We start from the raw sequence: 23196 nt of genomic DNA, 5'->3' as shown, positions 1-23196 counted from the left end.
TTCGTGCTCTGGACTCCAAGGAAGCCCAGTGAGCAAGGATGCAAGTGTTGTCTTGCTAAAGTTGCGACTGTGCAGGTAGCCGTCTAGAGTCGCAGCATCATTCAGCGATCCAGACGCCCAGGAATTCACGACAGCCGACATAGTGGCGTTCTTGGGCTGGCGTGTCGGATTCCGCTCGGCGAGGGCAGTTGCCTGCAGGAGGGTTTGAAGAATGTGCTGGGACAACATTGTGACTTCCGGGTTCTGGTGGGTAGTGGTAGGGCCGGGTGGTCCAAGAACTATGCCCGGACCACCCGGCGGACGTCTATCACCGACAGGCGCAGACAATTGTCCCGCATTCGATCGTCAGTGTGCATACCCAGCCACTGCTTCGCAGGTACGGGCTTACGATCTTACGGAACTCTTCGTCGATCTGCGCCTGCAATGACGGAGTGCTGTCATCTGCTGCGCGTGCCGCCATGTCCCAGTGCGGACTGACGACTGTGATTTCCTGGTTGAGAACGTTGCTCATATTTTTCACCTCCTTTCTTTATGTTTGGCTGCTAGGTCCTTGGGTGTGCTTTCGCCGTCGGAGTGGTTCTTAAGATACGTGGTCCATGACTGGTGCTCTACTAGCCTCTTGGACGATTTTTGCTTCGTGTCAATACTGAGGTTGTAGGTATCTCGTTCTAGGTGTCTAAGACCGTGGGCGGAGTTCGGTGCTTTGTTATGTGGTTATAGTTACATTGACGGCTGTGTATGCTGTCTTCATGGGCCGGTTTCGGGAGTGCAGCCGGAAGGGCGACGTGACTGTTGCCGCCCTCGGCCTCGCCCTGTGCGCCGTCCTGGGACTGATGGGGCAGCCAGACTGGGCGTGGTCGGCCGCGATGGCTGCCACGCTGGGTCTGCGGCGTAGCGCACCAGTCGCCTGTGCCGCCGTGGCGACGGTGGTCTCGGTCGTGCACCTGCTTACCGAGGCGGCGCTGCTGTTTCCGGGCGACGTTGTCCTGCTCGCGGCGGCGTACTCGGTAGCCGCCTACGCTGACGGGCGGCGGCGGCGCGTGGCGCCGGTGCTGGGGCTGGTCGTCGTCGGGGTGCTGGGTGCCAGCCTGCCTGCTCGTGGGGTCGCGCCCACGCAGGGGGCGCTGGTTGCCGGTCTCGTGGCCGCCAGCCTTGTGGCGGCGTGGGCGGCGGGACTCCTCCGGCGCCGCACGCTCCAGGCGCTGCGCGACGCTGAGCACCGGCGACTGCTGTCTGAGCGCAACGCGCAGGCCCGCTCCCAGCTGGCGGCCTATGAGGAGCGGGAGCGGATCAATGACGAGATGCACGACGTGCTCGCGCACACGCTGACCAGTGTCGTGGTCCAGGCCGAGAGCGGCCGGGCCATTGCTGCCGACAGGGAGGTCGCCGAGCTGTTCGAGACAATATCGCGTGCCAGCAGGTCGGCACTTGGTGAGGTGCGGGCGCTGCTGGCTCCCTCGGACCAGGAAGGCACCTACCCTGCTCCCGGCCTCACTCCCAGTCTCGATGACCTTGACGACCTGCTCGCCGGGGTGGAGGCTGCGGGCCAGCACGTGGAGTGCCGCACCAGCGGGACACCCAGCGATCTGGAGCCGGGGCTGTCGCTGGCGGTCTACCGGGTGGTGCAGGAGTCGCTGACCAACGCCCAGCGCCACGGCACGGGGGACGCGGTGCGGCTGACCCTGGAGTGGGCCTGCGACCGTCTCAGCGTCACGGTCTCCAACAGCGTCGACAACCCCGTCGGTCCGGGTGCGGACAGCGTGCTGCTCCGCGAGAACCGTGGGCTCGCGGGGATCCGCCGCCGCTGCACCCTCTATGGCGGCAGCCTTCACTACGGCTTTCACCACGGTACCCGCAACGATCCTCACGGTGATCCTCACGGTCACCACCGCACCGACCCCGGCCACCACGACGTCAGCCAATACGACCACCGCGACAGCCACGGCCCGGCGGACACCTTTACCTTGGTGGCTACCTGGCCACTGACGGTAGCGGCGGAGGCCGCGACGGGAGTGTCGGGAGTATCGACAGACGCCCCCGAGGGCAGCGAGAGACGGTGAGTGGTGGTGACTGAGCCCGAGCACGCAGGGCGCCGGATCTCCGTCCTCGTCGTTGACGACCAGTCCCTGGTCCGTGACGGGATCAGCCGCATCGTCAGGGCCCAGCCCGACATGTCCGCCGTAGGCAGCGCCAGCGACGGTGCTCAGGCTGTTGACCGCGTGCGAGAGCTGCGGCCCGACGTGGTCCTCATGGATGTGCGCATGCCTGGCCTGGACGGAGTGGAGGCCACGCGCAGGATCACCGCCGAGCAGGCCGACTCCGCTCCCCGCGTCCTGGGCCTGACCTCCTACGACAATGACGCCTACGCGATCGGCATGCTCAGGGCCGGGGCCGTTGGGTTCATCCTCAAAGACAGCACGGCGGTCCAGCTCGCCGACGCGATCCGAGCCGCCTGGGACGGGACGTTCACCGCCGCCATGAGCACCACCCAGCGGCTGCTGCGACACCTCACCGAGAACCCAGAGGCACCGGGGGACGCGGGCCGCCCGGGGGCTCCAGGAGCCTCATCGGACACCCGCGCCCTGGAGGCCCTGGACACCCTGACCGCTCGCGAGCGTGACATCCTCGCCCGCGTGGTCGCGGGACGCTCGAACCCTGAGATCGCCCGTGAGCTCTACGTAGCAGAGGTCACTGTCAAGACCCACGTGGGCCACGTGCTCATGAAGCTAGGGGTCCGCGACCGGGTCCAGCTCGTCATCTGGGCCTACCGCCACGGGCTGGCTGACTCACTGACCACCCCCTCCACAGACCAGGGCAGTCTCCCTGCCCCGTCCGGCGGACCCGGTGCCTCCCGGGACGCTGGCAACGGCTCCTTGACCTCTCCGGGATCCGACGTGCCCGGGCAGTCCGGCTGAGACGGTGGTAGGAGCCTCTCCTGCAACCGTATGACGCGGGGATCGGAGCGGTTCCCACCGCAGCACGATGCCTGGGCAACCCCGCTCCTGCGAGCATGACGGGCATGCGTACGGATCAGAAGACGACCGCCGTCGCCACGCGCGGGCTGACCAAGCGGTTCGGGGACCGTACCGCTGTCGAGGCCCTGGATCTGAGGGTCCCTCAGGGTGCCCTCTACGGGTTCCTGGGACCCAACGGGTCCGGGAAGTCGACGACGATGAAGATGCTCCTGGGGCTGACCCGACCCACCGCCGGAGAGATCGAGGTGCTCGGCCAGCGCCTGACCCCGGCGTCACGAGGAGATCTCCTGCCGATGATCGGGTCCATGATCGAGGCACCCCCCGGCTACGGCCACCTCACCGGCTGGGAGAACATGACGATCGTGCGTGACATGCTCGGGCTGTCCGACTCCCAGCTTGACCGGGCTCTGGCCACGGTGCGCCTGCGCGACCACAGGGACACGCTGGTGCGCCACTACTCCATGGGTATGAAGCAGCGCCTGGGCATCGCCATGGCCCTGGCCCGCGAGCCCTCCCTGCTGATCCTGGACGAGCCCACCAACGGGCTGGACCCGGCCGGGATCGAGGAGGTCCGCAGCCTCCTCGTGGAGCTGGCCCAGACCGGGGTCACGATCATGGTCTCCAGCCACCTCCTTGACGAGATCGACAGGATGGCCACGGTCCTGGGCATCCTCTCCTCCGGGCGGCTCATCTTCCAGGGGACCCGCGAGGAGCTCTTTAAGCGTTCCGTCCCGGACCTGGTCATCGAGACACCCCAGCCGGACCGTGCGCGAGCCCTCATCACAGGGGCGGTCCCTGGTCACGGCGGCGTCACCGTCAGCGGCCTCGACAAGGAGCAGACCGCCGAGGTGGTCAGGCGCCTGGTCGCTGCCGACATCGACGTCTACGGGGTGCGCCGGGTGCAGCAGAGCCTGGAGGACGTCTTCATGGACCTGACCGGTCGAGGTGGGCTGCTATGAGACGTGGCATTATGCTCGAGCTGCGCAAGACACGGCGCCTGCGGACACGCCCCCTGCTGGCCAGCCTGGTTGTTGCCGTGGCCGCGCTCAGCTGCCTGTCCCTGTTCGCCGGCAGTACCCGGGACTCTCTCGACGACCCCCAGGCCCGTCCCTGGGCCGCTCTCCTGCTGACCTACACGTTCATGGCAGCGATGACCTCCCCGCTGCTGACCGCGGTCCTCGCCAGCCGCCAGACCGACATCGAGCACTCCGGGCAGGGGTGGGTGCTTGCTGCCACCGCAGGCCACAGCCCCGGCACCCTGTGCCGCGCCAAGCTGGTGACGCTGGCACTCCTCCTGCTGCCTGCGGTCGCGGTGCAGTCAGGTCTTGTCGTCGCTGTCGGCGTGCTCGCCGGTATCCGGGTCCCCCTCGACACCGGCTCCTGGGCGGGCTACACGCTTCTGCTGTACCTCCTTGACGTCGCTTTCTGTGCCCTCCACATCTGGCTCGCGGCGCGGGTGGACAACCAGCTCGTCAGTGTGGGAGTGGGTACGCTCGGCTCCTTCCTGGCTGTGTTCAGCCTTCTCATGCCCTCGGCAGTCAGCAGGCTGATCCCGTGGGGCTACTACGCCGTCATCTCCCACGCCGGGCAGGAGGGCGACCGCGTCTCCTACGTGAGCGCGCCTTACGGATGGGTCGCAGGCTTTCTGGTCCTGGTCGCCGTGGTGTTCACCGTGGTGACCCGACGTCTGGACCGTGTGGAAAGGTAGGGTGCCTGTGCTGCACGCAGAACTCACCAAGCTCAGGCGGTCCAGCACCTGGGTCATCGCGATCGTCCTGCCCGTCCTGGCGGTCGTCACCGGCACGCTCAACGCCATACGCAACGAGGACGCCCTCGGCTCCGGGTGGGGCCCGCTCACCTCCCAGGTGGTGCTCTTCTACGGCTTCCTGTTTTACTCGCTGGGCATCAGCCTGCTGACCGCGACCGTGTGGCGCACGGAGCACCAGGGCACCAACTGGAACCTGCTCCTGACCACCACAGCGGCTCCGCTGCGGCTGGTGGCTGCCAAGGCGGCCTCGGTCCTTCTGCTGGTGGCAGTCATGCAGGCCGTGCTGGTGGGCGGCACCGCTGCGGCGGGGCTGCTCGTGCTCCACCTGGAGGAGCCCTTCCCGTGGCAGTTCGCCCTGACGGGCCTGATCGCCCTGGTCGCGGCTCTTCCCCTGGTCGGGGTGCAGTCGCTGCTGTCGATGCTGCTGAGGTCCTTCGCCGCTCCCGTGGCGCTGTGCCTCCTGGGCTGCGTGGTCGGCATCGCCTCCGTGACCTCCACGGCTCTGCGCCCCCTCAGCTACGTGCTGCCCCAGGCTATCGCGACCCGGGCACTCAACCTGGGCTCCTTCGCCGCCCTGGCCGACTCCGGCGGTGTCGTCGTCCCCGACGTGGCACCCCTGCTGGCGTCCAGCCTGGTGCTCGCCGCCCTGCTCGCCTGGCTGGCAGCGGTGCTCATCCGGACGGTGAGGCTGCGCTGAGCGCTGAGCCAGGGACGGGGCAGGTGTGAGGTGAGTCAAGGTGAGCTTGTTGGGGCGAGTCCGCGAGGCGGGCCGCCTCCCCGGGTAGGGCTGTCCGCGTGTGTCCGGTGGCTGCCCGGTGCTGTTCGGTGGCCGGTCAGCCCGGGCGCTCACAGCTGCGTCTCCTCCTCCCGCGCCCGGCGTGCGGCCGCCAGATGCAGCGCGCCGCGGCCCGCGACACCCGCTCCCGCCAGGCACAGGGGCATGGAGGCCAGCCACATGAGGGTGGAGGCCGGTGGGGTCGTGAGCTGGGCCGCGAGCGGCAGGCAGGCCGCCAGCACCATGATGGCCAGGCCCCAGCGCAGCGCCCTGCGCGCACCCGGCGCACCCGGGGCCTGCGGGCGCCTCCCGGCTTGTGAGCCAGCCGGGGCTGTCGGTCCCGTCGTGTCCGTTGTACCTGGAATGTCCGTCATGTCTGTGCCGTCCCGTGTGGGCCGTCCCGTGTGGCTGCTGTGTGTGGCTGCTCTGTGCGTGCCGTGCCCGGCCAGCGTCAGCCGGTGACCTCGAAGCGGCGGCCGGTCAGGCTCCCCGCCCTGAGGTCGGTGACGCTGACCTGCTCCACGCGTGCCCAGCGCGGCCCCTTGTAGAGCCAGGCGACCAGCCGGGCGACGTCGTCGGCCGGTCCCTGCGCCATGACCTCGACGTCGCCGTCGGGCAGGTTGCGCACCTGGCCTACCAGGCCCAGCTGCTGGGCCTCGGCGGCACAGTGGTAGCGGAAGCCCACACCCTGGACCACACCGGTGACCAGGGCGTGGATGGTACGGGTACTGCGGGTACGAGAGGCGGAGCTGGTCGTGGGGGCCATGTGCCCATGGTGACAGCCTCCTGGGCTGTAGGCTAGGCAGCCATGCGTATCGCCACGGTCAACGTCAACGGTATCCGGGCTGCAGCCCGCAAGGGCATGGGGGACTGGCTGGCCGCCTGCGCCCCCGACGTCCTGCTGCTGCAGGAGGTCCGCGCCGACGAGCGCATCGCTGCCGACCTCCTGCCCGGTTACACCGTGTCTACCTGGCCCTGTCGCATCAAGGGGCGCGCGGGCGTGTCCGTGGCGGTGCGGCAGGGCGGCCCGGCCGTCGTCAGTGCCGTGCGCCGGGGCGTGGCCGCGCCAGAGGCGCCTGAGCCCGACGTGGACTCCGGGCGCTGGCTGGAGGTGGACCTCCGGCTGGGCAGGGACGTCGAGCCCGGTGAGACAGTCGGCGGCGAAAGCGGTGACGATACTGACGGCCCCGGTAGCGTGGCCACAGGGTCTGCTGTGGGGGGCACCGACCTGACGGTGGTCTCCGCCTACCTCCACTCCGGCCAGCTGGGCACGGAGAAGATGGATCAGAAGTACGCCCACCTGGCCCTGGTGGGGCGGCGCCTGGCCGCGCTGCTGGAGGCAAGCCGCCAGGGTGGGCCGCAGGCGCTGGTCGCGGGGGACTTCAACGTGGTCCGCTCCGAGCGCGACATCAAGAACTGGAAGCCCAACCACAACAAGATCGCCGGGGTCATGGACGAGGAGATCGCCCACCTGGAGGAGTGGTTCTCCTCCGGCTGGGTGGACGTCTCCCGTGTCCTGGCCGGAGCTGAGACCCAGGGTCCTTATACCTGGTGGTCCCAGAGGGGCAAGGCCTTCGACAACGACGCCGGGTGGAGGATCGACTACCAGGCCGCCACCCCGGGGCTGGCCGAGCGCGCGCGATCCTTCACGGTTGACCGTGCCCTGGACTACGCCTCCCGCTGGTCTGACCACGCCCCGCTGGTGGTTGACTACGCCGACGGCGCTGGCTGCGCTGACTAAGCCGACGGTGCTGCCGCAGCTCCTGCGGCTGGCTGGTCGCGACGCAGACCCTGCTGGTCCTGACTCAGGCCAGGCGGCCTGCGGGCGCTGAGGGGACGGCGTCGAGGAAGGCGGGCGGGGTGAACCCCGCCCGGGCGTAGGCGTCGGTGACAGCAGCCGCGACGTCGTGGACACGCGCGGCGTCCACCAGGGCGATCGCGGAGCCGCCAAAGCCGCCCCCGGTCATGCGGGCGCCGTGGGCTCCGGCGGAGCGGGCCGCCTCCACGGCTGTGTCCAGCTCGGGGCAGGTGCACTCGTAGTCCACGCGCAGGGACTCGTGGGAGGCGTCCATGAGAGCGCCAGCGGCGGCGAGCTTGTCACCTGCCAGAGGGCGGCCGTCCTGCAGGAGCCCTACCAGTTGGTGGGTCCGGTCAATCTCAGTGACCACGTGCCTGGTGCGGCGTACCAGCACGTCGGGCTCCAGCGTGTCGGCCCCGGCCGCGCTCGTGGAGCCCTGGGAGCCAGAGGCGGCTGCCCGCAGGCGCTCCAGCGCCTCGTCAAGGTCCTGCACGGCGACGTCGGCCAGCAGCTCGACACCCAGGAGGTTGGCCGCCTGCTCGCAGGCGGCGCGACGCTGGCCGTACTGGCCGTCAACCAGGGAGTGCTTTGCCTTGGTGTCGATGACCAGCAGTGCCAGCTCCTGGGCGGCAAGGTCAAAGGGCACGTGGGCTACCGACCCGTCCCGGCAGTCCAGCTCCAGGGCGTGCCCGGGCAGGCAGCGCAGGGAGGCGGACTGGTCCATGCCCCCGGTCGGTGCGCCAGCCATCTCGTTCTCAGCGCGCACGCACACCTGGACCAGCCGGGCACGCCCGGCGTCGTCAGGGGAGTCGGCACTGCCTGCCAGCCCCAGGCCTGCCACCTCGTCGATAGCGACAGCGGCCGAGCACTCCAGGGCCGCTGAGGAGGACAGGCCCCCACCCAGGGGCACGCAGGACACCAGGGCGGCGTCAAATCCCGGCAGGCCCGCGAAGCCCTCCCGCTCCAGCGCCCAGGCGACGCCAGCGACGTAGGCGGCCCACTGGCGGACCTCCCCTGGTGTCCCCTTGGGGCCGATCGTGTCCAGGTCCGTGACGTCAACCTGCTGCCTGGTCTGCGGGGAGACCAGGCGGACCGTGCGGTCTTGGCGCCTGCGCAGCGCCAGGTGGGCGCGGTGGGGCAGCGCGATGGGCAGGGCCAGGCCGCCGTTGTAGTCCGTGTGCTCACCGATGATGTTGACACGTCCCGGGGCGTACCACACGCCGTCGGGCTCGCCGCCAAAGGTCTCGCGGAACAGGGCGGTGGCAGCGCTGGTACCCTCCTGGGGCGACATGGCGGGGGTGAACAGGGGCTGGGTGGGCTGCTGGGTGCTCATCGGGGGTCTCCTGGGATTGGGTCAGTGGTGGGTGGAGCGGCGACGGCCGGGTGGGCTGTGGTCCGCGCAGTGGCTGGTAGCGGCTGGCGGCGGCAGCTGGTACCACGGGCGGCACGGCTGGTAGACCACCACGTCCTCGTGGGTGGTCGATCCGGGTGACACAGCGCGCACGTCGGTATTCTGCCAGAGTCTGCCGGTGTCTCCACCACGGGTGCTGTCAGAGGCTGGACGCGTCTGACCCCTGTCGGGACTGGTGCCCTGGCTCGCGGTAGTGTGGGCTCCTGCAGGGCGCTGCCACGCGGCTGCGGCAGGAGCAGACCTGTCCTCGCGGTCTCGCGGGCGGGTCCGGACAGGAAGGAGGTTGGTGGCCATGTACGTTCCTGTGACGGGCGCCAACCAGTGCGTCATCGGTGTGGTGCTTGCCCTGCCAGACGCGGGGGCGGAGCGGGTGCGTACCGTGCGCGCCATGGCAGGGGACCCCCTGGCCCAGGTGGTGCCACCCCACATCACGCTTCTGCCTCCTACCGCGGTGGACACTGACGCCCTGGCAGCGGTGGCTGATCACCTGCGGTGGGTGGCGTCCCGGACTGCCCCCTTTGACGTCCGTCTGCGGGAGGTGGGCACCTTCCGACCGGTCTCCCCGGTGGTCTACCTCAGCCTGCGCAGCGGAGCCGCGCAGTGCGACCTTCTCCAGGCGCGTGTACGTGACGAGGCCGGCCCCCTGGCGCGGCCGCTGAGCTTCCCCTTCCACCCGCACGTCACCTTGGCCCAGGGGCTGGACGACGCCAGCCTGGACCTGGCTGCCACTGCGGGCGCCGAGCTGGAAATCTCTTTTGAGGCTGCCAGTCTGGACCTCTGTCGCCTGTCCCCGCAGGGGCTGTGGGAAGAGATCAGGTCCTTCTCCTTCGGGACCTCCACCGACCTGTCCCCCCTCCCGCAGTTCCACCAGCACGTCTGAGAGGCTGGGCTGTGCTGGGAGGAGTCGGACAGCTGGTGGGACGCCTGCGGCGCTCGCGGGTGGGACGTGCCCTGGAGCGCTACCAGGAGGCGCACGGGAACCTCATCGCCGGGGGGATCGCCTACACCGGCCTGTTCTCGGTCTTCGCCGCCCTGGCGATCGGGGTGAGCGCCCTCATGGCGTTCGTCGGCAGCCACGACTCCGTGCGTCGGTCCGTTGTGACCACTATCGACTCGCTGCTTCCCGGGGTCGTGGACACCGGTAGCGGCGGCCTGGTCACCGTTGACCAGCTGGTGCTGGACTCGGCCCTCACCGTGGGGTCGGTCCTGGCCGTCGCAGCCCTGATGTTCTCGGCGATGAGTCTCATGGGGGCGATCCGGACGGGACTGAGAGCCGTGTTCACGCTGACGGACCAGTCCACGGGGCTGGTACGCACCCAGCTGATGAACCTGGTCGGTTTTGTCATCATCGTGGTGGGGGTCCTGGTGACTGCTGTCGCCTCGGTGCTCACCAGGCTCCTGTCGGGGGAGGCTGGGCAGGCCCTGGGGCTCTCAGGTGCGCTGACCAGCACCGGCTCCAGGGTGGCGGTCCTGGTGGTGTCATTCGTGATTGACTCCGGCATCCTGGCTCTCCTGGTGAGAGTGAGCGGCGCGCGGCCACCTCGGCGTGACCTGCTGTGGGGCAGTGCGCTGGGAGCGCTGGCCCTCGGGGTGCTGCGTGAGTTAGGGACCGACGTGGTGGGCTCCTCGGCGAGCAACCCCCTGCTGGCCTCCTTCGCTGCTGTCGCAGTGCTCCTGCTGTGGCTGAACCTGGCGGCCCGCGTGGTGCTCCTGACGGCGGCCTGGATGGCAGAGGCAGACGAGGCTCCCGCCGAAGGGTCCCACCGAGTTCCACCAGATGAGGCAAGTGCGCAGACCACGAAAGGCATAAGAAGAGCTCTTGGTGCTGGTGAAGGTCACTAAACTGTGTGAAGCGCTTGCGCCGCAGTACCATTTCGCTTAGACCGCAAGCACCAGTCAGGGTCAGCAGCCAGGCTGCGTCGGCAAGGCACGGTTGTGGTCCTGGAGGCGATACGGGATCATCAACCGGAAATCCCGCCCTAATAGGCTGTCAATCACGCAGGAGGGTACCTAGAATAATCTAAACAACAAATTATCGAATGAAGTCAGCTGATAGGTCGAGCAAGTTAAGGAGAAGGAAGATGAAGCCTGACCTCAGTCCATACCTGGCATTCGAGGGCAAGGCGCGCGAAGCGCTAAACTTTTACGCAGAGGCTCTTGGGGGAGACCCTTCGATCTACACTTACGGTAGTTATGATGCGAGCGACGACCCTCGTGACAGAGAAAGGGTGCTTTATGGTGTTTTGCGGACTCCGGACGGCTTTGTTGTTCGTGTGACCGATGTGCCGGTAGCAAGCAGCCTGACCCCAGGCGATAATTATTATATCTGCATAAGTGGTGACGATGAAGAGCTCATTCGGCGTTGCTGGAGCAATCTTTCTGAAGAAGCCACTATTACGATACCACTGGAAACTGCTAGTTGGGGTGACGCGTACGGACAGTTGATTGACAAGTTCGGTGTTACCTGGCAAATAAATATTGGCGACTCTGAATAAGATTCATCAGAATCGCCTGCATTCTTTTACCTCTTGATGACGGGGATACTGAACTGGGTATTTCCGGCCCTTGTTTAGCCGAAGGGTATGTTGGCGATTCTGATACTACAGATTCTACTTTTGTTTGGATTGATTCGACTCGAGTTTATCGTACCGGCGATGTTGTTTCTTCGGATTAGGGTGATTTGCAATGGATCCGGAGGCGAGATAGCCTTGTTAAGGTGCGTGGCCACCGCATTTCGACTTTGGAAGTGAGGTTTGCTGTCGAGGCTTGTCCGGAAGTTATCGGATGTGTTATAGATGTTGTTGGCGCCGAAGTTGATGCGGCTGAAATGGTTGCGTATATTGCTGTTGTGGACGGGTTTAATGATCTAGGTTCTATTCAGAGTTTCGTTTCGTCTGAGTTGCCTGAATACATGTTACCTGACAGATGGGTTATAGTTGATGATTTTCCTTTGAACTCTAATGGTAAGTACGATCTTCGTTTACTGCGATCTTTCTAGACAAATCGCCGACGGTGGAGGCGACGAGGTTTCCGACGAGAATCCGCAGTTGAATTTTAGATATTAGGATGCTTTTCAAGATGTATTTTCTACTATTTGTCCTGAAGCATTGGAGTCGCCGTCTGACAGTTTTGTCTCCTTAGGGGTGACTTCGACGCAGGCTTTAATGATAGGGGCGCTTCTCAGCAGGAAGTTAGAGTTGCACATCTCCGCCAAGGACGTTATCGACGCGGGAAGCATTGATCGACTCGTCCTCCATGCAAAATATATTTGCAGTTCAGGAGATTCTTGAGTTTTAATGGATGACATCTATGCTTTGTCCCGTAGTGCATGAGTGAGTTTGCTCTCCACGGAACTAAGTTGAAGGGAGTCGTGCGCCTCGAGTGTCTGTGGTGTGTGGACTACGCTGTCGCGCTTCACCGGGGGTTACCTGCGTACTCGCCTGACGCGCTGCGGTACAGCGCCGGGGTAGTCTGCCGGGGTGGGTGACACGAGGACTGAGATGACCGGGCGGCCAGGGCGCCCGGAGAGAGCTGTCCAGGCCGCAGGCTCAGCAGGACAGGCGCGCAGGCTGACACAGCGGCACGCTGAGTCGGTGGGGAGCAGGCAGATCCACGCAATCATCCCGGCCGGAGGGGCTGGGACCCGGCTGTGGCCGCTGAGCCGACGTCACCGTCCCAAGTTCCTCCTCGACCTCACCGGTAGCGGACGCAGCCTGCTCCAGGCCACGGTCGCCCGCCTGGCGCCAGTGGCGGCCACGACGACGGTGGTCACCGGAGCCGCCCACCTGGAGGCCGTGGCGGACCAGCTTCCCGGGCTCCCGCCTGACAACCTCATTGCCGAGCCCTCACCGCGTGACTCCATGGCTGCCATCGGCCTGGCCGCAGCCATCATCGCCTACCGGTACGGCCGTGAGGCGGTCGTGGGCTCCTTCGCCGCCGACCACGTCATCACTGACGAGGCTGCCTTTACCGACGCCGTCACCCAGGCGGCTGTCCTGGCGGAGGCGGGCTGGGTGGTGACTATCGGCATCGAGGCCACCGGGCCCTCCACCGCCTTCGGCTACATCCGTGCCGGCCGACGCCTCGGGGTGCCAGGAGCCCCCCAGGGCTACCAGGTCCTGGGCTTCACCGAGAAACCGGATGCGGCTACCGCGCAGGCCTACCTGGATGCCGGTGGCTACCAGTGGAACGCGGGCATGTTCGTGGCCCGGGCCGGGGTGCTGCTGGACCACCTCGCGGCCCAGCGCCCGGACCTGGCAGCGGGGATCGAGGAGGTGGCCCAGGTCTGGGACACCCCCAGGCGGAGCAGTGTCGTCGCGCAGGTGTGGCCGGGCCTGGAGAGGATCGCCATCGACCACGCCATCGCCGAGCCGGTGGCCGCCGAGGGGGGAGTGGCCGTGGTCCCGGCCTCCATGGGGTGGGACGACGTCGGCGGCTACGACAGCCTCGCCCAGCTGGTGCCAACCCGCACGGAGGGGCCTGCCGCAGGAGCCGCCGTCCTGGACTTCGCCCTGGCAGGCCAGGACGGTACGACAGGACGTGCCTCAAGGCCTGCGCCTGTACCTGAGGACGGCCGAGCAGCGGTGGCGGCCAGTCCGCCTGCACCGGCTCGGGAGGGCACGGCTGCGCAGGGTGGGAGCGAGACTGAGGAGAATACCGAGGAGAATGAGGACGAGGAGGTTGAGGTGTTCTCCTCGCCGGGGTCGCTCGTGGCCGCAGCGAGCGGCAGGACGGTGGTGCTGCTGGGCGTGCCCGGGGTCGTCGTGGTTGACACCCCGGACGCGCTCCTGGTGACGACTCCAGACCACGCGCAGGAGGTCAAGGGTGTTGTTGACCGGCTGGCCGACCACGGGCGGGATGAGCTGCTCTGACCTGCTCTGACGGGACGCCCCGGGGCTCCTAGAACGCGGACCGGGGCCGGAGCACACGCCCCGGCCCCGGGAAGGCCTGCCCCTCAGTCCTGTGAGGGCCGCAGGAAGACGGCGCCCAGCGGGGGCACGCGCAGCCGTACGGAGGCGGGACGCCCGTTCCAGGGCAGCTCCTCAGCCTCAAGGTGGCCCAGGTTGCCCACGCCGGAGCCCCCGTACTGCGGGGAGTCGGTGTTGAGGACCTCGTCCCAGTCGCCAGCGAAGGGCAGCCCCACGCGGTAGCCCTCGTGCGGGGTGCCGGCGAAGTTGACCACGCACACCATCAGGTCCGCCCTGCCCTCGGCGTCAGTGCCCTTGCGCAGGTAGGACAGGACGTTGTGGTCCCCGTCCCCGGCCTCGATCCACTCGAAGCCTCGGTGGGAGAAGTCCTCGGCCCACAGGGCGGGAGAGGCCTTGTAGAGGGTGTTGAGGTCGGTGACGAGCCGCAGCAGGCCCTGGTGGCCGGGGTCGTCCAGGATCCACCAGTCCAGGGAGTTGTCCGCGTTCCACTCCGCGCCCTGGCCGAACTCCTGGCCCATGAAGAGCAGCTGCTTGCCCGGGTGGGACCACTGGTAGGCGTACAGGGCGCGCAGGCCCGCCAGCTCCTGCCAGGCGTCGCCGGGCATCTTGGACAGCAGGGAGCCCTTGCCGTGGACCACCTCGTCGTGGCTCAGGGGCAGGATGAACTGCTCGGAGAAGGCGTAGACCAGGGAGAAGGTCAGCTCGCCGTGGTGGTAGCGGCGGTTGACCGGGTCCTCCGCCAGGTAGCGCAGAGTGTCGTTCATCCAGCCCATGTTCCACTTCAGGCCGAAGCCCAGGCCGCCGTACTCCGTGGGGGCGGTCACCCCCGGCCAGGCGGTAGACTCCTCGGCCGCCATGAGGATGCCCGGGCACTTGCGGTAGGCGGTCGCGGTAGACTCCTGGAGGAAGCTGATGGCCTCCAAGTTCTCCCGCCCACCGAACTGGTTGGGGTGCCACTGACCGTCCTCGCGGGAGTAGTCCAGATAGAGCATAGAGGCCACCGCGTCCACGCGTAGGCCGTCGATGTGGAAGTCCTGGAGCCAGTACAGGGCGTTGGCCACCAGGAAGTTACGTACCTCGTTGCGACCGAAGTTGAACACGTAGGTGCCCCAGTCGGGGTGCTCACCGCGCTGGGGATCGGGGTCCTCGTACAAGGCGGTGCCGTCGAAGCGCGCCAGTGCCCACTCGTCCTTGGGGAAGTGGGCGGGGACCCAGTCCAGGATGACACCGATGCCCGCCTGGTGGAGCTGGTCCACCAGGTACCTGAAGTCGTCAGGGGTCCCGAACCTCGCCGTGGGAGCGTAGTAGCCGGTGACCTGGTAGCCCCAGGAGCCTCCGAAGGGGTGCTCGGCCACGGGCATGAGCTCGACGTGGGTGAAGCCTGCCTCCTTGACGTAGGGCACGAGCTCCTCGGCCAGTCCCCGGTAGCCCAGGCCCTGGCGCCACGAGCCGACGTGGACCTCGTAGATGCTCATGGGCTGGTTGTGGGGGTTGGTCTCCGCCCTCCTGGCCATCCACTCCTGGTCACCCCACTCGTGGAAGCGGTCGGTAACCACGCTGGCGGTGGCCGGGGGGACCTCGGTGGCTCGGGCCAGGGGGTCGGCCTTCTGGTGCCAGGAGCCGTCGGCGAAGCAGATCTCGTACTTGTAGCGGGCGCCCACCCCAACCCCTGGGACGAACAGCTCCCACACACCGGAGGAGCCCAGGGAGCGCATAGCGGTGGCGGTGCCGTCCCAGTAGTTGAAGTCGCCCACCACGCGCACGGCCCGGGCGTTGGGCGCCCACACCGCGAAGGCGGTGCCGTCCACGTCCCCCAGCGAGCCGGAGAAGTGCTTGACGTGGGAGCCCAGTACCTCCCACAGCTCCTCGTGGCGCCCCTCGGAGATGAGGTAGGTGTCCATCTCGCCCAGGGTGGGCAGGAAACGGTAGGGGTCGTCCACGGTCGTGGTCTCGTCCCCGTAGGTGACCTTGATGCGGTAGTCGGGGACCTCCTGGCCGGGCAGGACCGCGACCCACACGCCGTCCTGCTCGTGGGTGGCGGGATAGGCGCCCTCCGCAGTGACCACGACGACGGCGTCGGCCAGGTGGCGCACGGTACGCACCGTCACCCCGTGGTCGCCCACGTGGGCGCCGAGGACCTCGTGCGGGTTGTGGTAGCGGGCGTAGGCCACGTCTGCCAGCACCCAGGGGTCCACGGGGACGGGCCTGGGCTGCGCGGCGTTGTCGGGGGCGGGCTCGGGTGCGGTCGCATCGGTCATGAGTCAACTATTCCATGGGTCGAGGGCTGGTGGGAGTGTTTGGGCGGCCAAGTCAGTACCTGAGTCGGCAGCTCAGCCAGCGGGCAGGGTCGGCGGCCTGGTTCGTGGCCTGGTCAGCGGCCCGGCTAAGGGTGTCGCCGACTGAGCCGCTGAGCGCCTCAGCGGTGTGCAGGACCCGGGGCACCCGGTGCGGTAGGAGTCCCCAGCAGACAGGCGATACCGTCCAGAGGGATGTCGAGCCAGTCGGGACGGTTACGGGCCTCGTAGACGGCCTCGTACAGGGCCTTGTCCAGCTCGAGGCAGGCCAGCAGCACCTCGGAGGCAGCCTGGTCCAGCGCGGTTGGGCCGTGCCCGTGGCGGGCACGGCTGTAGTAGCCGTCAGTGAAGGCGCGGCGCACTGCGGGCAGCCAGTCCGGGTGCACGGTCCTGCCCACCGCCGCGGCGTAGTCGAAGGAGCGCAGCATGCCCGCCACGTCGCGCAGAGGCTGGTCGGGACGAGTGCGCTCCGCCAGCGGGCGCAGGGGCTCCCCCTCGAAGTCCAGGACGTACCACCGCTGCTGCCCGCCGGTCTCGTGGAGGACCTGGCCCAGGTGGTAGTCGCCGTGGACCCGTGAGGACGGGCCCAGGGTGTCCAGCGCCTCCAGGCGGGTGAGGAAGCGGCGGACCTGGTCTGCGGCACCGGGTATCCTCTGGGAGACCTCAGGGACCTCGGCCAGCGCCCACCCGGCGCGCAGCCTCAGGGCGGCCGCCAGGTCGCGGGGCGAGGGCGGTGCGCTGGCTCCCAGGGCGGAGACCAGGTGGTCGTGCATCTGCGCGGTCGTATCCCCCAGGGACGCAGCCAGGGACAGCGCCCTCTTGCGGCGCGGCCCGTCGGCGTCGTCGGAGGAGGCCAGCGCGCAGAACAGCTCGAAGCCGTCCTCGGCCTCGGGTACGAAGACGCAGGCCACGGCCGAGTCGGTGGAGACTGTGGATGCTGTGGCAGGTGCGGGCATCGTGCTGGGTCCTAGCTCCGACCGGGCAGGGTTCCAGGTAGCCACGGACCAGGCCACAGGCCTGCGGACCCGGTCCCAGCCGTCGCGGGCCAGGGCCACGGAGACCTCCACGTCCGGGTTGCGCCCCTCGTCCAGGACCCGGAGGAGCTTGACGACGAGGTCCGGGACGCAGGCGTCCTCAGGGCCGCCTGGCTGCTGGCCACAGGCAGGGGCTGGCAGTACCACCGAGCTGTTCGACTGCTGGGAGGTGGACACGCGCAGCCGGTGGGCGCGCTGGAGGATCGCCCTGGCCCCGTCCTCCTCCAGGACCGTGCCCGCCTCCAGGGCCTGCCGGGCCCAGGCCCGCCAGAAGTCCGGGTGGTGGGCGCCGTCGACGAGAGCCACCTGGCCGCTAGGACCTTCCAGGGTGAGGCCGTGGCTGCCCGGGGGCTCGCCAGCAACCGCGAAGGAGTCCAGGGCGCCGGGCTCCTCCAGGACCATGGGCACGTGCAGCACTACCTGCCCCCGCAGTCCCTGGGCTGCCTCCACCCCGTCAGTGCTTGCCCCGCTTGCCCTGCCGACGTCGGCCCCGCCCTGCCCGGTGACCCCCTCCTCCGCTGTGGCTGGCTGCGTGCTGCGGGGGACGGCGACGAGCAGGTCACGTACTGCCGGGGCCATATCCTGGCAGGCGACCAGCCTCAGTGACTGCGGCTCGGACCCGGCGGCGCCCTTGAGCGGGAACCACCGGCGGGCGGGCAGCCAGGCCCCCAGAGCCTCCAGCAGCGCCTCGTCCTGCGGCCAGGCCCCGGATCTCACAGCCCCTCCCCGGCGGGCTGCGAGGGCATACCCGGGACCGTGCTCCTCCACGTCGCCTCCGCGACCGCTCCTGAGGCAGCATCCGGGCGTGTCACGGACAGCCAGTAGTAGCCACGGGCCCCCAGTGTCAGGGTGAGCACACCGGACTCGTCGAACCGGGGGAAGACGGTGCCCCCAAAGACGTCGGTGGTGCTCATCCCGGCCAGGTCCGGGGCCTGGACCCTCACCGAGCGCGGCACGGAGGACAGGTTCGTCACGCACAGGAGCGTCTCCCCGCCCGGTCCCGCCTCGGAGCGGGTGTGGGCCAGGACCGCATCGTCGCTGGTGGGACGCAGACGGAAGTCGCCTCGTCCCAGTGCCGGGTGCTGGCGCCTCAGGTGCAGCAGGCGGCGCATAAAGTGCAGCAGGGAGTCGGGCCGGGCCATCTCGGTGGCTACTGTCAGGTGGGAGTAGCCCGGGGTCTGGATGAGGGGCAGGGTGAGGGAGCCCGGGTCCACCGCAGTGGAGAAGCCCATGTTGGGCGAGTCGTCCCACTGCATGGGGGTGCGCACGGCGTCGCGGTCCTCCAGCCAGATGTTCTCCCCCATGCCGATCTCGTCACCGTAGTAGAGGCAGGGGCTTCCTGGCAGGGACAGCAGCAGCGCGTTAGCCAGCTCGATCTCCGCGCGGGAGGCGTCCAGCAGCGGCGCCAGGCGGCGGCGTATCCCGATGTTGGCCCGCATACGCTCGTCAGGTGCGTACCAGGCGTACATCTGGGCCCGCTCGGCGTCGGTGACCATCTCCAGGGTCAGCTCGTCGTGGTTGCGCAGGAAGGTACCCCACTGGCCGTGGGCCGGAATCTGCGGGGTCTGCTCCAGCACCCAGCGGACCGCTGTGGCTGACTCCTGGCGCAGGGCGTAGTAGATCCGAGGCATCACCGGGAAGTGGAAGCACATGGTGCACTCCGGCGCCTCCTCGGTGCCGAAGTAGTCCACGACGTCGTGTGGCCACTGGTTGGCCTCGGCGATCGTGATGACACCGGGGAACTCCCGGTCCAGCATGGCCCGGATCCCGGCGACGACGGCGTGGGTGCCTGGCAGGTTCTCGCAGTTGGTCCCCTCTTCCTCGGTGAGGTAGGGGACCGCGTCCAGGCGGAAGCCGTCCACGCCGGTGCGCGCCCAGAACCGGATGACGTCGTGGACGGCTTCCACCACGGCCGGGTTGTCGTAGTTGAGGTCGGGCTGGTGGGAGAAGAACCGGTGCCAGTAGAACTGGCCGCGCTCGACGTCGTAGGCCCAGTTGGACTCCTCGGTGTCTACGAAGATGATCCGTGTGTCCGGGTAGCCGGAGTCGTCGTCACGCCACACGTAGAAGTCCCCGTAGGGTCCCTCAGGGTCCGAGCGGGAGGCCTGGAACCACGGATGGGTGTCCGAGGTGTGGTTGAGGACCATGTCGATGACCACCCGGATACCCCGCTGGTGGGCCTGGTGGACCATCTCGCGGAAGTCCTCCATCGTCCCGTAGCGGGGGTCTACGGCAGTGTAGTCCGAGACGTCGTAGCCGCCGTCGCGCATGGGGGAGGGGTAGAACGGCGGGATCCAGATGCAGTCCACTCCCAGCCAGGCCAGGTAGTCCAGGCGGGAGATGAGGCCGATCAGGTCGCCCGTGCCGTCACCGTCGGAGTCGGCGAAGGAACGCAGCAGCGCCTCGTAGAACACGGCGGTGCGGAACCACTCCGGGTCCGCGCTGATGCCAGGACGGTCCTGGTGGGGCAGCACGGGGATGCCGGGGACCGGCGGTGCCACTGTCATCGGGACGGCACTGCCTGCGGTGACAGGCGCAGCGGCGGTGGTGACGGGAGGACCTGCTGGAGCGGCAGCGTCCGAGGCCAGGACGGGTAGCCCGGCTGCTGGTGTCACTGACCCCGGTGCTGCCAGCAGCCCTGCCGTAGGCACTTCGCCAGCACCGGAAAAGGCCTCGTTCACAGCGCCTCCACCGCGAACACGTGGGCGGCCTGTCCGACGAAGGGGTCCAGACGCACGTAGTTCTGGCCGGACCACTCGTAGGACTCCTCGTCCAGGAGGTCGGTGACGCGGACCACTGGGCGGGAGCCGTCGGTCTCAGCGGGCAGCCCCAGGGCCTCCAGGTTGAGGAAGACCTCCCCGGCCCGGGCGCTGTGCGGGTCCAGGTTGACCACGGTGAGCACCGTGTCGTCACGCCCGGTCGGGCTGTGGGCGGCGTCCACCCGCTTGGAGTAGGCGATGATGTGGTCGTCGCTGGTGGGGTGGAACCACACGTCACGCAGCTGTCGCAGCGCGGGGTGGGCGGCGCGTGCGGCGTTGAGGCGCGTGAGCAGCTCCTCAATGCCGTTGGAGCGGGCGGCGGCGAAGTCACGGGGCTTGTACTCGTACTTCTCGTTGTCGATCTGCTCCTCGTAGCCGGGGCGAGGCACCGACTCGGCCAGCTCGTAGCCGGAGTAGATGCCCCAGGTGGGCGACAGCGTGGCTGCCAGGACGGCGCGCAGCCGGAAGGCAGGCACCTTCCCGGCCGTCATGAAGGGGGTGAGGATGTCGTGGGTGGTAGGCCAGAAGGTCGGGCGCAGCACGTGGGCGGTCTCCTGGCTCAGCTCCACCACGTAGTCGGTCAGCTCCGCCTTGGTGTTGCGCCAGGCGAAGTAGGTGTAGGACTGGTGGAACCCGATCTTGCCCAGGGTGCGCATCATGGCCGGGCGGGTGAAGGCCTCAGCCAGGAACAGGACGTCAGGGGACTCGGCTCGCACCTGGGCGATGAGGCGCTGCCAGAAGGGCAGGGGCTTGGTGTGCGGGTTGTCCACCCGGAAGATCGTCACCCCGTGGTGGACCCAGGTGCGCACTACCTCCAGGATGGCCTGGTAGATCCCCTCCGGGTCGTTATCGAAGTTGAGAGGGTAGATGTCCTGGTACTTCTTGGGGGGGTTCTCTGCGTAGGCGATGGACCCGTCGGCCAGGACGGTGAACCACTCGGGGTGCTCAGCCACCCACGGGTGGTCCGGGGAGCACTGGAGGGCCAGGTCCAGGGCTACCTCCATGCCGAGCTGGCGGGCGCGCTCCACCAGGGCGTCAAAGTCGTCGAAGGTACCCAGATCGGGGTGGATGACGTCGTGGCCGCCTTCGGGGGAGCCGATTCCGTAGGGGGAGCCCGGGTCGCCGGGGCGGGCTGTGAGGGTGTTGTTGCGACCCTTGCGGTTGGTGGTGCCGATCGGGGAGACCGGGGTGAGGTAGAGGACGTCGAAGCCCATGGCAGCGATGCGGTCCAGGTGCTCGGTGGCGGTGCGCAGGGTGCCGGAGTGCCAGTTGCCGTGCTCGTCGGCGCCCGAGCCCAGGGAGCGGGGGAAGATCTCGTACCAGGAGCCGGCCAGGGCGCGGGTGCGGTCCACCTGCAGGGGGTAGGACGCCGAGGAAGAGACCAGGTCGCGCAGGGGCAGGCGCTCCAGCACGGTGGTCACTTCCTGCGACAGGCCTGCCTCCAGGCGGGCGTCCGCCTCCTGGGAGGTGTCGCGCAGTGCCGCAGCGGCCCGGGTCAGCACCTCGGCGTCCTCGGGAGCGCGCCCGGGGACCTGGGCGGCGCGTTCCATGACGCGCGCGCCCTCCTCCAGCATCAGCTCGACGTCGACCCCGGCAGGCACCTTGATGGAGGCATCGTGCGCCCACGTGCCGTAGGGGTCGGACCAGCCCTCCACCCGGAAGCGCCAGTCGCCGGGAGTGTCAGGGGCCAGCCGGGCCTCGTAGCGGTCCAGACCCACGGCGACCTCGTGCATGCGCGCGCTGGGCCCGTCGGTGCCGTCGGGGCGCACGAGCACTGCCGTGGCCCCGAAACGGTCATGGCCCTCCCGGAAGACCGTGGCGCGTACCGGAATCACCTCGCCGACCACGGCCTTGGCGGGCCAGCGGCCGTCCTCCACCACGGGGAAGACCTCGGTGACCGGGATGCGACCGACGGGTGCGAAGGGAGCGGGCTGGGGCACCGCCCCCACCGGGTAGGACCCGGCGGCTGAGGAGCCGACAGGAGCGGCCTCCTCTGACGGGGTCGGCAGGGACGGGGGCGTCATCGGTGCGGCCGTGCTCGGCGTCGTGTGCTCAGTCACAGGGACAGGGTACCTGCCTGTCGCGGTACCGGGGGACCGACGGTGGGACGCGGTGTGTGGTCCGGGCCTCGGGGCGTTGCCTGGTGGCATGGCTGGGGCCTGTGGGGTGGATGCAGGTCCGGGGCGGGCTGGCGGGCGCGCAGGCGCCTGACGCTGCGGCGCCGGGCGGTCAGCACGACCTGGAACCCCAGCGGCAGGTGGCCCCGACCCGCTGCGGCCTGGCGCCGGGCGGCAGCGTCAACCACCGCCGCGTTGCAGGGGTTCTGCGCCCCCAGGGAGGAGCTGACCCCCGGTCACCAGGCACCGGCGCGCCCGAGACGTCCCGGGCCGGCTCGGGGCCACCACCCAGGACCTGGTCCTGGTTGTGCAGCTCCGCCACTTGCCACACGGCCTCACCCGCCCAGCCACGCGCCTGCTCCTGTGACCAGCGAAAGCCACGTACTCCGTACTCAATGAGTTTGTCTGTGAGCCGCCTGCGTGCGCGTCCGGTGGCCTCGGCGCCCTTCCTGCCCTCCTGGTGGAACAGGTCGTCGGCGGCCAGGTAGTCCTGGGCGGGCACCTGGGCCAGGACCTGGTACTGGCCGTGGAGCTGGAGCTCGAACTCCACCCCCCTGGCCCGCAGGCCGGGGCTGCGCCCGCTGTGGTAGAACGGCGCGCACCACGCCCCGCTGGGCCTGCACGACCAGGTAGGCGCGGGCGTCCACCACGCGCAGGTTGTCCACGCTGACCCGCCCGCCCAGCACCGGCGCGACGATGAACCCGTAGACCTGGCCGACCCCCACCGGCCCCAGCCGCCCCAGCGCCAACGGCCCCACAGGAACAGGTTGCCCATGGCCGAGCGCGCCAGGCAGTACCAGGTGTCCGAGAACGGCAGCCGGTCACGCACCGGGTCCAGCCACTCACTGACCACCGGCTCCCACTCCAGAGGGTCAGTGACCCAGAACAGGCCCCGCCCGAACCCCTCGAACCCGAACCGCCGCCACACCCGCAGCACCGAGCGCGGCAGCACCCGCCCGAACCGCTCAAAGCGCTCCTCCGGCACCGGCACCCCCACCCCCATCGGCGCCAGCCCCGTCCCCGACACCGGATCAATCAGGTCCCGGTCAACCACCTCATCCGTCAGCGCGTCCTGCTCCACCGGGTCAGAAGGCTCCGGCGCCGGCCCAGTGCCCCACAGCCCCCCACCAGCACCACCATCACCCGCCCCAGGACCAGACCCACCAGGCCGGACACCGTCACTCACCATCAGCTACCACCAGGCCCTCACCGAGGTGTCCAGAGCCTGACCGGCGGGGGCGGCCCGCCTCCGCGCCTTATCCATGTGCATGGGCACACCGTAACCCATGCCACGACGGTAACGGAAAAGTGTCGTCGTGGCATGCAGTACTCTGCCG

General features: G+C 68.6%; 20 protein-coding genes and 4 pseudogenes. 12 read left to right on the top strand and 12 right to left on the bottom strand.

The window, feature by feature from the left end; genetic code table 11:
- Positions 1-307 precede the first annotated feature (307 nt).
- Entirely contained in the window at positions 308-511 is a 204-nt protein-coding gene (locus tag D4740_RS12735; RefSeq protein ID WP_147392882.1) for a hypothetical protein, read from the bottom strand.
- A gap of 238 nt (positions 512-749) precedes the next feature.
- On the opposite strand from D4740_RS12735, the gene D4740_RS08460 reads away from it, so the two are divergent.
- The 5 genes from D4740_RS08460 to D4740_RS08440 all read left to right on the top strand — a co-directional run bounded on the left by D4740_RS08460 (position 750) and on the right by D4740_RS08440 (position 5440).
- Entirely contained in the window at positions 750-2060 is a 1311-nt protein-coding gene (locus tag D4740_RS08460) for a sensor histidine kinase (RefSeq protein WP_147392881.1), read from the top strand.
- A gap of 6 nt (positions 2061-2066) precedes the next feature.
- Entirely contained in the window at positions 2067-2915 is an 849-nt protein-coding gene (locus tag D4740_RS08455; protein ID WP_259390758.1) for a response regulator transcription factor, read from the top strand.
- A 104-nt stretch (positions 2916-3019) separates the two neighbouring features.
- Positions 3020-3934: an ABC transporter ATP-binding protein gene (locus D4740_RS08450; protein ID WP_119836501.1), complete on the top strand. Its 915-nt coding sequence runs from the start codon at positions 3020-3022 to the stop codon at positions 3932-3934.
- Positions 3931-4683 (top strand): ABC transporter permease, encoded by a 753-nt coding sequence (locus tag D4740_RS08445; protein WP_119836500.1) that lies wholly within the window; start codon positions 3931-3933, stop codon positions 4681-4683. Before D4740_RS08450 ends, D4740_RS08445 begins: the two co-directional genes overlap by 4 nt.
- Positions 4684-4690: 7 nt before the next feature.
- A complete protein-coding gene (locus tag D4740_RS08440; protein WP_119836676.1) occupies positions 4691-5440 on the top strand; it encodes an ABC transporter permease in 750 nt (249 codons plus the stop codon).
- A gap of 149 nt (positions 5441-5589) precedes the next feature.
- On the opposite strand, the gene D4740_RS13335 is transcribed toward D4740_RS08440, so the two are convergent.
- Positions 5590-5892 carry a hypothetical protein gene (locus tag D4740_RS13335; RefSeq protein WP_259390757.1) on the bottom strand — a complete coding sequence of 101 codons (303 nt, stop codon included), beginning with the start codon at positions 5890-5892 and terminating at the stop codon, positions 5590-5592.
- A 77-nt stretch (positions 5893-5969) separates the two neighbouring features.
- Positions 5970-6284 carry an acylphosphatase gene (yccX, locus tag D4740_RS08430; RefSeq protein WP_119836499.1) on the bottom strand — a complete coding sequence of 105 codons (315 nt, stop codon included), beginning with the start codon at positions 6282-6284 and terminating at the stop codon, positions 5970-5972.
- A gap of 42 nt (positions 6285-6326) precedes the next feature.
- Here yccX and D4740_RS08425 point away from each other — a divergent pair, with 42 nt between their 5' ends.
- Positions 6327-7259 (top strand): endonuclease/exonuclease/phosphatase family protein, encoded by a 933-nt coding sequence (locus tag D4740_RS08425; RefSeq protein WP_119836498.1) that lies wholly within the window; start codon positions 6327-6329, stop codon positions 7257-7259.
- A 64-nt stretch (positions 7260-7323) separates the two neighbouring features.
- Here D4740_RS08425 and galK read toward each other — a convergent pair whose 3' ends face one another.
- Together galK and D4740_RS12900 are read right to left on the bottom strand one after the other, a co-directional pair.
- On the bottom strand, positions 7324-8649 hold the full coding sequence (gene galK / locus D4740_RS08420; RefSeq protein WP_119836497.1) for a galactokinase: 1326 nt from the start codon (positions 8647-8649) through the stop codon (positions 7324-7326).
- A gap of 21 nt (positions 8650-8670) precedes the next feature.
- Complete coding sequence (locus D4740_RS12900; protein WP_162933904.1) at positions 8671-8820, bottom strand: hypothetical protein; 150 nt, start codon at positions 8818-8820, stop codon at positions 8671-8673.
- A 199-nt stretch (positions 8821-9019) separates the two neighbouring features.
- Here D4740_RS12900 and D4740_RS08410 point away from each other — a divergent pair, with 199 nt between their 5' ends.
- The 6 genes and pseudogenes from D4740_RS08410 to D4740_RS08380 all read left to right on the top strand — a co-directional run bounded on the left by D4740_RS08410 (position 9020) and on the right by D4740_RS08380 (position 13598).
- Positions 9020-9607: a 2'-5' RNA ligase family protein gene (locus tag D4740_RS08410; protein WP_119836674.1), complete on the top strand. Its 588-nt coding sequence runs from the start codon at positions 9020-9022 to the stop codon at positions 9605-9607.
- A gap of 11 nt (positions 9608-9618) precedes the next feature.
- Positions 9619-10569, top strand: coding sequence for a YihY/virulence factor BrkB family protein (locus D4740_RS08405; protein WP_119836495.1), 951 nt, complete (start codon positions 9619-9621; stop codon positions 10567-10569).
- Positions 10570-10808: 239 nt separating this feature from the next.
- On the top strand, positions 10809-11222 hold the full coding sequence (locus tag D4740_RS08400; protein ID WP_162933903.1) for a VOC family protein: 414 nt from the start codon (positions 10809-10811) through the stop codon (positions 11220-11222).
- A 221-nt stretch (positions 11223-11443) separates the two neighbouring features.
- Positions 11444-11725, top strand: a complete 282-nt coding sequence (locus tag D4740_RS08390; protein WP_182911376.1) for an AMP-binding enzyme — start codon at positions 11444-11446, stop codon at positions 11723-11725.
- 85 nt (positions 11726-11810) lie between these two features.
- Positions 11811-12017, top strand: a pseudogene (locus tag D4740_RS13540) (phosphopantetheine-binding protein); the annotation flags it as partial.
- Positions 12018-12206: 189 nt separating this feature from the next.
- Complete coding sequence (locus tag D4740_RS08380; RefSeq protein WP_259390756.1) at positions 12207-13598, top strand: mannose-1-phosphate guanylyltransferase; 1392 nt, start codon at positions 12207-12209, stop codon at positions 13596-13598.
- Between the two features lie 83 nt (positions 13599-13681).
- Here D4740_RS08380 and glgB read toward each other — a convergent pair whose 3' ends face one another.
- The 7 genes and pseudogenes from glgB to D4740_RS13525 all read right to left on the bottom strand — a co-directional run.
- Positions 13682-15913, bottom strand: a complete 2232-nt coding sequence (glgB, locus tag D4740_RS08375; protein WP_119836490.1) for a 1,4-alpha-glucan branching protein GlgB — start codon at positions 15911-15913, stop codon at positions 13682-13684.
- Between the two features lie 158 nt (positions 15914-16071).
- Positions 16072-17700: a phosphotransferase gene (locus D4740_RS08370; RefSeq protein ID WP_243106691.1), complete on the bottom strand. Its 1629-nt coding sequence runs from the start codon at positions 17698-17700 to the stop codon at positions 16072-16074.
- Positions 17697-19490, bottom strand: coding sequence for a maltose alpha-D-glucosyltransferase (gene treS / locus D4740_RS08365; protein ID WP_119836672.1), 1794 nt, complete (start codon positions 19488-19490; stop codon positions 17697-17699). The genes D4740_RS08370 and treS overlap by 4 nt, the downstream gene beginning before the upstream one ends.
- A 170-nt stretch (positions 19491-19660) precedes the next feature.
- Positions 19661-21766 (bottom strand): alpha-1,4-glucan--maltose-1-phosphate maltosyltransferase, encoded by a 2106-nt coding sequence (locus D4740_RS08360; protein ID WP_119836488.1) that lies wholly within the window; start codon positions 21764-21766, stop codon positions 19661-19663.
- 205 nt (positions 21767-21971) lie between these two features.
- Positions 21972-22394 (bottom strand): annotated as a pseudogene (locus tag D4740_RS13535) (polymorphic toxin type 15 domain-containing protein); the annotation flags it as partial.
- A 139-nt stretch (positions 22395-22533) separates the two neighbouring features.
- Positions 22534-22584 (bottom strand): annotated as a pseudogene (locus tag D4740_RS13530) (hypothetical protein); the annotation flags it as partial.
- A gap of 38 nt (positions 22585-22622) precedes the next feature.
- Positions 22623-22862 (bottom strand): annotated as a pseudogene (locus D4740_RS13525) (GAD-like domain-containing protein); the annotation flags it as partial.
- Positions 22863-23196: the final 334 nt, after the last annotated feature.

It is taken from the genome of Actinomyces sp. 2119 (genome assembly GCF_003591215.1).
GTDB classification, from domain to species: domain Bacteria; phylum Actinomycetota; class Actinomycetes; order Actinomycetales; family Actinomycetaceae; genus Actinomyces; species Actinomyces lilanjuaniae.
Note: the sequence above shows the minus strand (reverse complement) of the source record. Positions and strands in the feature narration are given on the sequence as shown.

What these genes read in the sequence shown, in the direction of transcription:
- D4740_RS12735 (WP_147392882.1), bottom strand. Translation starts at nt 511, where the DNA reads ATGAGCAACGTTCTCAACCAGGAAATCACAGTCGTCAGTCCGCACTGG.
- D4740_RS08460 (WP_147392881.1), top strand. Translation starts at nt 750, where the DNA reads ATGGGCCGGTTTCGGGAGTGCAGCCGGAAGGGCGACGTGACTGTTGCC.
- D4740_RS08450 (WP_119836501.1), top strand. Translation starts at nt 3,020, where the DNA reads ATGCGTACGGATCAGAAGACGACCGCCGTCGCCACGCGCGGGCTGACC.
- D4740_RS08445 (WP_119836500.1), top strand. Translation starts at nt 3,931, where the DNA reads ATGAGACGTGGCATTATGCTCGAGCTGCGCAAGACACGGCGCCTGCGG.
- D4740_RS13335 (WP_259390757.1), bottom strand. Translation starts at nt 5,892, where the DNA reads ATGACGGACATTCCAGGTACAACGGACACGACGGGACCGACAGCCCCG.
- yccX (WP_119836499.1), bottom strand. Translation starts at nt 6,284, where the DNA reads ATGGCCCCCACGACCAGCTCCGCCTCTCGTACCCGCAGTACCCGTACC.
- D4740_RS08425 (WP_119836498.1), top strand. Translation starts at nt 6,327, where the DNA reads ATGCGTATCGCCACGGTCAACGTCAACGGTATCCGGGCTGCAGCCCGC.
- galK (WP_119836497.1), bottom strand. Translation starts at nt 8,649, where the DNA reads ATGAGCACCCAGCAGCCCACCCAGCCCCTGTTCACCCCCGCCATGTCG.
- D4740_RS08410 (WP_119836674.1), top strand. Translation starts at nt 9,020, where the DNA reads ATGTACGTTCCTGTGACGGGCGCCAACCAGTGCGTCATCGGTGTGGTG.
- D4740_RS08400 (WP_162933903.1), top strand. Translation starts at nt 10,809, where the DNA reads ATGAAGCCTGACCTCAGTCCATACCTGGCATTCGAGGGCAAGGCGCGC.
- glgB (WP_119836490.1), bottom strand. Translation starts at nt 15,913, where the DNA reads ATGACCGATGCGACCGCACCCGAGCCCGCCCCCGACAACGCCGCGCAG.
- treS (WP_119836672.1), bottom strand. Translation starts at nt 19,490, where the DNA reads ATGACAGTGGCACCGCCGGTCCCCGGCATCCCCGTGCTGCCCCACCAG.
- D4740_RS08360 (WP_119836488.1), bottom strand. Translation starts at nt 21,766, where the DNA reads ATGACGCCCCCGTCCCTGCCGACCCCGTCAGAGGAGGCCGCTCCTGTC.